This is a genomic window from Paraburkholderia humisilvae (assembly GCF_902859855.1).
In the GTDB taxonomy this organism is placed as follows: Bacteria; Pseudomonadota; Gammaproteobacteria; order Burkholderiales; family Burkholderiaceae; genus Paraburkholderia; species Paraburkholderia humisilvae.
In genome coordinates this window covers 1-8,860 of sequence record NZ_CADIKH010000125.1, presented here as the reverse complement: position 1 = coordinate 8,860, position 8,860 = coordinate 1, and the positions used below count along the sequence as shown (strand labels likewise).

The following is an 8,860-nucleotide window of genomic DNA, read 5'->3' as shown; positions in this document are numbered from 1 at the left end:
ACGGCTCTCGTCATGCGATGCCCAGGCATTGGCGACGCGTTTTCTCGGCGATACGATCGGCGCGAACATCCTGATGCTCGGCTTCGCGTGGCAGCTCGGGCTCGTGCCCGTGTCGTTCGCGGCCATGATGCGCGTGATCGAATTGAACAACGTCGCGGTGCAGATGAACCAGCTCGCGTTTTCGATCGGGCGGCTGGCGGCCGCCGACCCGGCGTCGCTCGACACGATGTGGCAGCAACGACATGCGAACAAGCAAGTCGTGCCGCTTGACACGGTCGACGCTCTGGTCGCCGATCGTGAAGCGCGTCTGCTGGCTTACGGCGGCACTGCTTATGTAAAGAGGTATCGAGCATTGGTCGATGCGGCGCGTCACGCAGAGCGCAAACTCGAACGTGCGCACGAGGCTCGCCTGACCCGGTCGGTGGCAATGACGTTCTATCGTCTGCTTGCAGTGAAGGACGAGTATGAAGTTGCGAGACTGCATAGAGATCCGGCCTTTCGGTCGGCGCTGGAAACACAGTTCGGCGGCGTAGCGGGAAAAGACTTTCGCGTGAAGTTCAATCTCGCGCCTCCGACGATCCTGAAGGCGAGAAATGGGGTGCAGCCGAAAACGAGGTCATTCGGTCAATGGGTGTGGCCTGTGTTCGGCGCAATAGCGAAATGCCGCAACCTACGCGGCACAATGCTAGATCCATTCGGCCGAACCATCGAGCGTCAGATGGAACGCGAGCTGTCAGCCGACTATGAAATGACGATGCAACGAGCGTTCGTGATGGTCAACGATGTGATCGCTGAAGACATCATCAAACTGGCTGATCTGTATGCACGAGTGCGCGGTTACGGTCACGTAAAGTTGATGAATCTTGCCGCGGTGAAGCGCAGCGAACGCGAACTGGCAGCGCGTGTTCGTATCGAAGCGGCCACGGGCGCGGCCGTCAAGGAAGCACTTGCTAAAACGAGAAGCTCAGGAACGTTGGATAGCATTCCTGTGGTCGTCATAAAATAGATTATGACGACAGACCGGATTACAGTGCGTTTTTCGAACCGTCAATCCGGTGGAATCGGTGCCGCAATCCATGACGGCCTCCCGTTGCCGAGCCAGCCACCCCACGACGTTCCATTCTCTCGCCTGCCGAGCGAGACAGTCTCTTCTCGTTTCCGGAGAGCCACGATGAGATCATCCGTCACTACGCATTCAACGAAGAGAAACTGTCGCTGATCGGGCAGCACCGGGGCGCGACCAATCGCCCGGGCGTCGCTGTCCAGCTCTGCTGCATGCGCTATCCGAGGTTGTCCTAGGCGCAGGCGTCGAATCGCCGTCTGCGCTACGAGAGTATGTTGCCGAACGGCTCAGCATCGAACCGACGCTCTGGAAAGAGTGTGCCACGTGGAGACCAGACGCGCCACGAACATTTGCTCGAATTGCAGGCCGCGCTCCAAATCTGACTGGTCACTGTAGCCGACTACCGTCCGGCCGCGCAAGCCCTTTCGCTTCTTGATATGGCGACGCAGACCGACAAGGGTCTGTCGCTCGCGCAGGCGCTGGTCGGATACCTGCGCTAACAGGCAATCCTGCTGCCCGGCGCAAACGTGATTGAGCGGATCTGCGCGGAGGCGGTTACCCACGCGACCCGCCGCATCTACGATATGCTGCCCGCATCTGTTAGACCATCACGATCAAAGACTCGATCAGTTACTGTCACGCCGTGACGACGGCCGAATGACCTGGCTCGCATGGCCGCAGTTGCTTCGCTTACCGGTGTCTTCGGACCCATCCAAACCTCGAAAGAATTTGCAGGATTTCTCCTTTAATGTGCCAGGATCCTCCAATTGCATCAACCACTTTCTGCCTCAACCCTTTGCCGCGAAAAGCACCACGATATATTCAGAGTCGATTCATTAAGCAGGGCAATATCTGAAGCGAATGAGATCTGCACTGCGCCAGCGGGGATGTTAACGCATCTCGTTATGCACTAACGCCCCTGGATTTCAGCCGTTCTCATGTCACAGAATCATCCATAACACAAAGTGCATGCCCTTTATCCATCACTTCCCGTGCCCCGACAGCCGACGTCATGAGCGCACGCCGATACCACGCATGAAAATGCCGCATACCGTCTTCAAGTGGTGATTGGTACGGTCCCGCGTCGCTCACTGCGCGCCGATGCAGGCGCAGACGACCCGCATCCATTCGCTCGGCGATTTCGTCGTCTTCAATCATAGTCTCAAGATAGGCCGCCCGTTGGGCTTCGACGAATTCCCGCTCGAAAGCCGCGATTTCCTCAGGATAGAAGAATTCGATGATGTTCAACGTCTCTTGCGGCCCTTTCGGATAGAGGGTCGACACCACAAGAACATGCGGGTAAAGTTCAATCATCTGGGTCGGAAAATAAGCCACCCAGATCGCGCCGAACGAGGGCGCATCGCCGCCGCGATAGTCAAGCAAGCGGTCATGCCATCTCCGATAGATATCCGATCCGGGATGCGCGAGCGCGTCATGGACGGCTACGCGCTGCATGCTGTACGTGTCGCCGAATTCCCAATCAACGGCCTTGCAGTTCACGAAATTTCCCAGTCCTGGATGAAACGGCGCAACGTGATAGTCCTCCAGATAAACCTCAATGAATGTCTTCCAGTTGTAGCGACACGTATGCGATTCGATGTGGTCGAGAACATAGCCCGAAAAGTCAAACTCCGGACGCTCGAATACGCTGGCCAAATCTTTGGCCGGTTCACGTGGTCCTTCGTACAGGAGTCCATGGCAATTCGTCACCGCGAAGCGTTCAAGATTGCGGCAGGGTTTGCGTTCGAACTCGGGGGCGCCGATCAATGTGCCTTTCTGATCGTATGTCCAACGGTGCAGCGGGCACACGATGTTGCCGCCAGTCGCGGCCAGATTGCCACTTGATTGCAAAGGGTCACCACCGTAACCTGTTTCACCGCCTAGCATCAAGGCCTGTCGGTGCCGGCAGACGTTGGAGAGCAACTGCACGCCATCCTCATTGCGCACCAGCACGCGACCGCCTTCGTGCTGCAGCAGCCGGCGCCAATCGTTTGGCTCGGGCACCGACTGCTCGTGGCCCAAGTAAAGCGCAGAGTTCGAGAAGATGCACGCCATTTCGCATTCAAACACCGCTTGATCGAAATAGACGCTCGCCGGAAGTTGCAATTGTCCGTGTTCCGCCGCGGGCGACGGAGCAAAGTGCGGAATATCATTGATGTTGTTCATAGTTTGTCTCCTTTTCGGCCGGGATGTCACGCCTCTGCGACTACGCATTCACACAGTTGGCGTGATGTCCCGTCGCGCATTCAGGCGCGCGATGCGCTCGTGTTTTTCCAGACGCGGACATGTACTGCAAGATTCGCCATCACGTCGGAGATAGTGGTAACAACATGTTTGCCGATCGAGGGCGAGTCCGCTTGAGCCGTCGCTGCACGGGTAAGCTAAAAAGCCGCTGCGACCCACGAGGGCGAGCGCTTCGAGCCAGCGCTCGCCGAGCGCTTCGATATGCGCATGGTCCCAGGCGAGGTGCGACGAACGCTGGGCAAGCAATGCTGCCAAAACACAATCGGCCTGCATGCCGATTGCGGCATGAGCATTGAGGCGTGCAATCCCTGACAGTTCATCAAGAATTTGCGCGCAACAGGCAGCAATTTCACGCGAGGCGAGGTCGATCAGCGCGGCGAGATCGCCTTGTGCAGGCTCGTGACCGAGCAGCCGCACTTCGTGGGTCCAGCCGTTTTCGATTGACTGCTCAAAGTGCTCAAGCGATACGGCACATTGCGCAGTGTGCACGCCAATGACACTCAGATAGATCGGTTGCCAGATCAGAATGCTCCAGCAGCGCAGCGACCAGTAGGCCCGCCCGGCTTCGGGATATGCGGCAGCCCAGCGAGCGAACAGTGCCTCCAGCGCGACGCGATTGCCACTGCGGGGCGCCGGACGTCGGTGCAGGGTTCGCGGCACGGAAGGGCTCGCGGAGGACGGCGGACGGCTTGCGCCGCTCGCGACGACCCCGTGCAAGCCTGGCACGATGCGATTGGCGAGGTGCAGGACTTCCTCCAGTGTGCGGTTCGCCGTCATGCTTATGCTTCGATCACTTCGGAGCCTGTCTGCGTTCGAGACTCGCATAGCACAGCGCGTCGCTCCGCGAGTGGGTTCCGCAGATTGCCCGCCATCTTCAAATTGGCCGCCGGGTCGGAGAGATTGACCATTTGCAGATTGTTACCAAGCTGAAGTCGGTTGAGGCACGAATGCAGGAATTCTGGCGCGAATAGGTCGTATTCGGCAAACTTCTGCGTGAACTGCGGGTGATCTGCCTGATAGCGGGCAACACAGCGCGCCACAGCATTCCAGAACACGTCTTCACAGCAGCATCCATGTTCGACGAGAATCTCGCTGACATAGCGGAAGAAGCCGTCAAATACATCAATAAAGATAGCCAGCAGCTTCACGCTTTCGGGCACGTCCACCGCGAGTCGCTTCACGTTGTCGGGAAGTTTCGCATCCTTGTTGAGGATGGCGGATTCTTCCGCGATATCCTTCAGGATCGCACGCATCGGCACGTGGTTTTCCATCACGAGGATGAGGTTCTCGCCGTGCGGCATGAACACAAGATCATGCGCATAGAAGCAATGCACGAGCGGCGCGAGATAGGCGTTCATGTAGCAATCGAGCCATGCCTGTGTAGTGACACCAGACGCCTCGATAAGCGCGGGAAGCAGCGCACGGCCGTGCCGGTCGGTATGCAGCAGTGCCGCCATCGTCATCAGGCGCTGGCCCTCACCCGCGTGTATCAGCGGGTTCTCGCGCCACAGTGCCGAAAACATCTTTTTGAACGGGCTGTCGGCCTGTACGGCCGCTTCGTAATAGCGATTGCGAAAACCCAGCGAGGCTACCTCGCGCAGGATGGTAAAGCCGTGGCTTTTCAGGTAAGGATCGTTCGACACTAACCCGTTGATGTAGTCGTTGATCGCGGGCGTCCCGGACATGTAATACGGTGAGAGGCCGCGCATGAAGCCCATGTTAAGAATCGACAGCGATGTCTTCACGTAGCGTTTCGAGCGGTCCGAAACGTTGAAGAACGTCCGGATCGACTGTTGTGCTAGATAGCGGTCGTCTCCATAGCCGAGGCAGATGATGCGATTCGTCGCTACGTACGCCGCGAACGCGATTGAGAGTTTGTTGAACCACTGCCATGGATGCGCAGGCATCAGATGGTAGTCTTCGAAGCGGCAGCGGTGGGCTTCCACAACCTCCCTGAATCGCGCGATGGTCGGCACACCAAGTTCTTCCTCCATGAGGCGCGAATAGTCGAGGTCGGAGCAAGAGTGAAAAGCGGCGTCGTCCTTGTGGACCGCGAGCCACACGATTTGAATCGGCGAGCCTGCTTCCGGTGCGAATGCGCGGTAGTCGCCAGCGTCGAAGCCGAGACGGCCGTTGTTGGCGACGAAGCCCGGATGACCTTCGCTCATCGCAGTTTCGATCGCCTGGAAGTCGGCGCTTAGCAGATCAGGCGTTTCGGGGCCGGCCTTCACCGCCTTGTACGCCGCGCCGTACAACGTGCTGCTGATCTCGTCGAGATAGATCGGAAGCATCTCTTCCTTGATCCCAAGTCGGCCCTTCACGTCAAGGATAAACGTGAGAGCATCCAGCGGTTGTTGCTCGCCCTTTCGGGCGCACACGATCGACTCCGGACGAATGCCCCAGTGGCGCAACGCGAGTTGACGTGCTTCGAAGTTATAGACGTGCATGCCATCGTCTGACTTCACTTCATAGCGCGCATGGTCCTCGCCCGGCGCGTCGCCGACGCGCTGTGGCTCGATGATTAGCTCGTGCGCAAATTCGGCAAGTGCCTTGCGCACGAGCATGCGGTTAGCGTTGTGCCAGACGTCGGGCGCGAGATGCTCGGTGGCCTGTTGTGGCGTCGGGATGATATGTTGCACCGATGCTTCCGTCGTCGGCTGAGTCATGGCTGAAGGTCCCTTTGTGGTGGTTTTCTGAAGAGCGGCATAAAAGTCTGCTCGCGTGCAGAACGAGAGCAAGGCGGTTTTCTCGCGGAACGAAACGTTCTTTACATGGACAAAACCCATTGCACAATTGAGTGCATGGATTCGCGTGTTGCGCGCGTCCGGTTCGACGACGATACGTTCGGCATCCAGGCACTCGAAGAGAAACCGCATCAGAGCCTGGAATATGCGGCGAGTATGGCCGGACACCGGCTTCTCGGCGGGTCCCACGAAAAGATGCATACCTAGATCGCCAGGACGCACGTCGTAGTGTTCGCCGGCCTCGTCGTGCGCCGGGTCGTAACTCTCGAAGAGAAATGCGCTCGCGCCGTCCTGACTGCCGATCCACGCCCGGGCATGGCCCGAGTCTTCGACAGACTGGTAGAACGCTGCGACTTCGTCCACGCTCTTGTCCCTCATGTTCCAGAAGGCGGCGCGTTCTTCGACGAACCAGCGGTGCAGCGTGGAAGCGTCGTGCCCGATGTCGAGCGGGCGGATGTAGAACCCGTCCACGGTCGCACATAACGTCGAGTCGAGGGGACCCAACGGACCATGTGCTGCTCGCGCAGTTGGTAAAACCGTGGCCGAGCGCAGCGCGATTTCGGCTGGGGCGATGTCAGTTCGCATGTCCGCTGACTCCTGGGTTGGCAAGGTTGTTGCGAGATACTGCGTCGGCGGGTAACGTATTTGCCGGCAGTGCGCTGTGTTTCGTATCACCGGAAGCTTTGCGGTCGAGCAGCCAGATGCCCATAGGTACGCACAGCAACATGCCCGCCGAGGCGATGAAGAACGGCGTGCGCAAGCTGGTTTCATCGACAATCATGCCCGCGGCGAACGAGGCGAGCAGAACGCCGAGGTTCTGAAAGAAGTTGATGACGCTATAGTCGGCGGCGTACGATGTGGGCGTGCTAAGCGCGAACATCGTCACATCGAGCTGGACGATGATCTGGAAAAGCGCCCAGCCGAACAGCACGCGCCCGACGATGATCCATACTGGCGCTTCGATGCCCTGCAGCAATATGCCTGCCGTGCACAGCAGCAGATTCGGGGTAATCCAATCCGGCAGTCGCCTGCCTTTATCGGCGCAGTGCTTATTGATGCGCAACGCCAGAAGCGCGGCCATCCCAGGAATCGCGAAGACGAGCCCGGAGACGAACTCGCTCGTCGAGCCGCTCGCCCTCTGCCAATATGACGACATGAACGGCCGGATCAGGTACACGCAGAAGTCAAATGTCAGCATCACTAACGCAAGACGCAGGATCGGCAGACGGGCGCGCAGCCTCGGACGCGCCGAAGTTCTAGCGGTCGCTTCGTCTGCGAAGCGGCAGCGTCGCGCGATTGCGTGCGACCTGATCAGACATATGCAGATTACCATCTGTGCGAAGTCGCCGGCGGCCATCGCGAAGATGCAGGTTTGCGCGTCCCAGACCTGCATCACCAAACCACCCGCGGCGGCGCCCGCGATTGCACCGAAGTGCACAACCACCGACAGTAGACCGATCGTATGCGCGTGCGACTCAGCCGGCTCGAGCCGCATCAGGTACGGATACGTCAGCAGATAGCTGCTTTTACACATAAACATCGCCAGCGACAGCACCCAGAAGAGCGGCAAAGTAGGCGCCCAGTAGCTCGCGATCGAGAGGACGCCGGCGGCACATTGCGTGTAGACAAGCAGATGCATGGCATCGAACCGTTTCGCGATTCGTGCCCAGGCGGGCAACGTCAGCATCACGATGATCGAAATGAATGCGACATAGGCACCTGCATGCACCGGACTCGTCATCCCATAGCGCGCGGCGAAGAATTGCGGATAGAAGGGAATCAGGACCGCGTCGCTGATGACGGCGCAGATGGTCATCAGGATGAGCATACTGCGCAGCTTCATCGCGCCTCCAAAGGGATCTTCACGAACGCGTCCGTCTCGGGTACGGAGAAGTCTTGCAGCGCGATACGTTGCTCGATCTTGTAATGCTCCACGCCGGTCAGCTCCCGGAGGATGCACGAGTTGCGATAGCAACACATGCCGAGGTCAGGATTGGTCAGCCCGTGGCTCAGCACCCCGGCGTTCTGCACGAAAATTTCCCCTTCGTTGATGTCGATAGCGTAGTTTCGCGAGAGGCGGTAGTGGGCGTTGTCGTCCCAGCGGATGCGCTCGCGAATGCCGTCGATGAATGCCGGTACGTTCTGCGTGTAGCCAGTTGCGAAGATCGCACCGTCGGTGATGTACGTGTACTGCACGCCTTCGTCGCGCTGCACGAAGCGCAATTCGTAGCGGTCGTCCACGCGGTCGTAGTGACAGGCGGTCAGTTCGGAATTCGTGATCAGCCGCGCGTTTTGACGACCACGGCTACGGCGATCATCGAGCAGATCGTAGATCCGGTTGATGAGCGAGGCATTCACGCCCTTATAAAGACTATCCTGTTTCGCGATGATGCTTTGGCGCACGTTACTCGGAAGTTTGTAGAAGTAGTCGATATAGTCTGGCGAGATCATTTCAAGAGTGAGCTTTGTGTTCTCCATCTGGAAGAAGCGGGGGGAGCGGGTGATCCATGTGAGCGAATAGTCGTGGCTATCGCTTTCCTTGAGTAGATCGTAGAAGATCTCCGCAGCACTCTGCCCGCTACCAATCACGGCGATCGATTGCTTTTTCTGCAGTTCACTCTTGCTCTCGACATAGTCCGCGCTGTGAATGCATTGATCGCGCATAGCATCGCAACAAGCGGGTAGTCGCGGCACAGACCTTGCAATTACCCACAAGTCGGATGCGAAACCTGGTGCACGTTATGTTTCGTGTGCGAGCGAAATGGCCGGCAAGCGACAGGCGGATGAGCGGGCGTGGTTCGAGAAGGAA

6 protein-coding genes and 2 pseudogenes are annotated in these 8,860 nt (G+C 58.4%); 2 read left to right on the top strand and 6 right to left on the bottom strand.

Features of this window, described 5'->3' with window-relative positions:
- The coding region (locus HV796_RS38690) for a DUF6537 domain-containing protein (RefSeq protein WP_343053079.1) at positions 1–1,006 on the top strand (1,006 nt) is incomplete at its 5' end.
- 113 nt (positions 1,007–1,119) lie between these two features.
- Entirely contained in the window at positions 1,120–1,299 is a 180-nt protein-coding gene (locus HV796_RS38685) for a DUF4158 domain-containing protein (protein WP_175233074.1), read from the top strand.
- A gap of 700 nt (positions 1,300–1,999) precedes the next feature.
- On the opposite strand, the gene HV796_RS38680 is transcribed toward HV796_RS38685, so the two are convergent.
- The 6 genes and pseudogenes from HV796_RS38680 to HV796_RS38660 form a co-directional block, all read right to left on the bottom strand.
- Positions 2,000–3,229 carry an aromatic ring-hydroxylating oxygenase subunit alpha gene (locus HV796_RS38680; protein ID WP_175233073.1) on the bottom strand — a complete coding sequence of 410 codons (1,230 nt, stop codon included), beginning with the start codon at positions 3,227–3,229 and terminating at the stop codon, positions 2,000–2,002.
- 48 nt (positions 3,230–3,277) lie between these two features.
- Positions 3,278–4,084 carry a siderophore ferric iron reductase gene (locus tag HV796_RS38675; RefSeq protein ID WP_175233072.1) on the bottom strand — a complete coding sequence of 269 codons (807 nt, stop codon included), beginning with the start codon at positions 4,082–4,084 and terminating at the stop codon, positions 3,278–3,280.
- A 2-nt stretch (positions 4,085–4,086) separates the two neighbouring features.
- A complete protein-coding gene (locus tag HV796_RS38670) occupies positions 4,087–5,973 on the bottom strand; it encodes an IucA/IucC family protein (protein WP_217478160.1) in 1,887 nt (628 codons plus the stop codon).
- Positions 5,974–6,072: 99 nt separating this feature from the next.
- Positions 6,073–6,636 (bottom strand): annotated as a pseudogene (locus tag HV796_RS43595) (GNAT family N-acetyltransferase); the annotation flags it as partial.
- Complete coding sequence (locus HV796_RS38665; RefSeq protein ID WP_175233070.1) at positions 6,626–7,894, bottom strand: MFS transporter; 1,269 nt, start codon at positions 7,892–7,894, stop codon at positions 6,626–6,628. The gene HV796_RS38665 and the pseudogene HV796_RS43595, both read right to left, overlap by 11 nt.
- A pseudogene (locus HV796_RS38660) lies at positions 7,891–8,748 on the bottom strand (SidA/IucD/PvdA family monooxygenase); the annotation flags it as partial. The gene HV796_RS38665 and the pseudogene HV796_RS38660, both read right to left, overlap by 4 nt.
- Positions 8,749–8,860: the final 112 nt, after the last annotated feature.

What these genes read in the sequence shown, in the direction of transcription:
- HV796_RS38680 (WP_175233073.1), bottom strand. Translation starts at nt 3,229, where the DNA reads ATGAACAACATCAATGATATTCCGCACTTTGCTCCGTCGCCCGCGGCG.
- HV796_RS38675 (WP_175233072.1), bottom strand. Translation starts at nt 4,084, where the DNA reads ATGACGGCGAACCGCACACTGGAGGAAGTCCTGCACCTCGCCAATCGC.
- HV796_RS38670 (WP_217478160.1), bottom strand. Translation starts at nt 5,973, where the DNA reads ATGACTCAGCCGACGACGGAAGCATCGGTGCAACATATCATCCCGACG.
- HV796_RS38665 (WP_175233070.1), bottom strand. Translation starts at nt 7,894, where the DNA reads ATGAAGCTGCGCAGTATGCTCATCCTGATGACCATCTGCGCCGTCATC.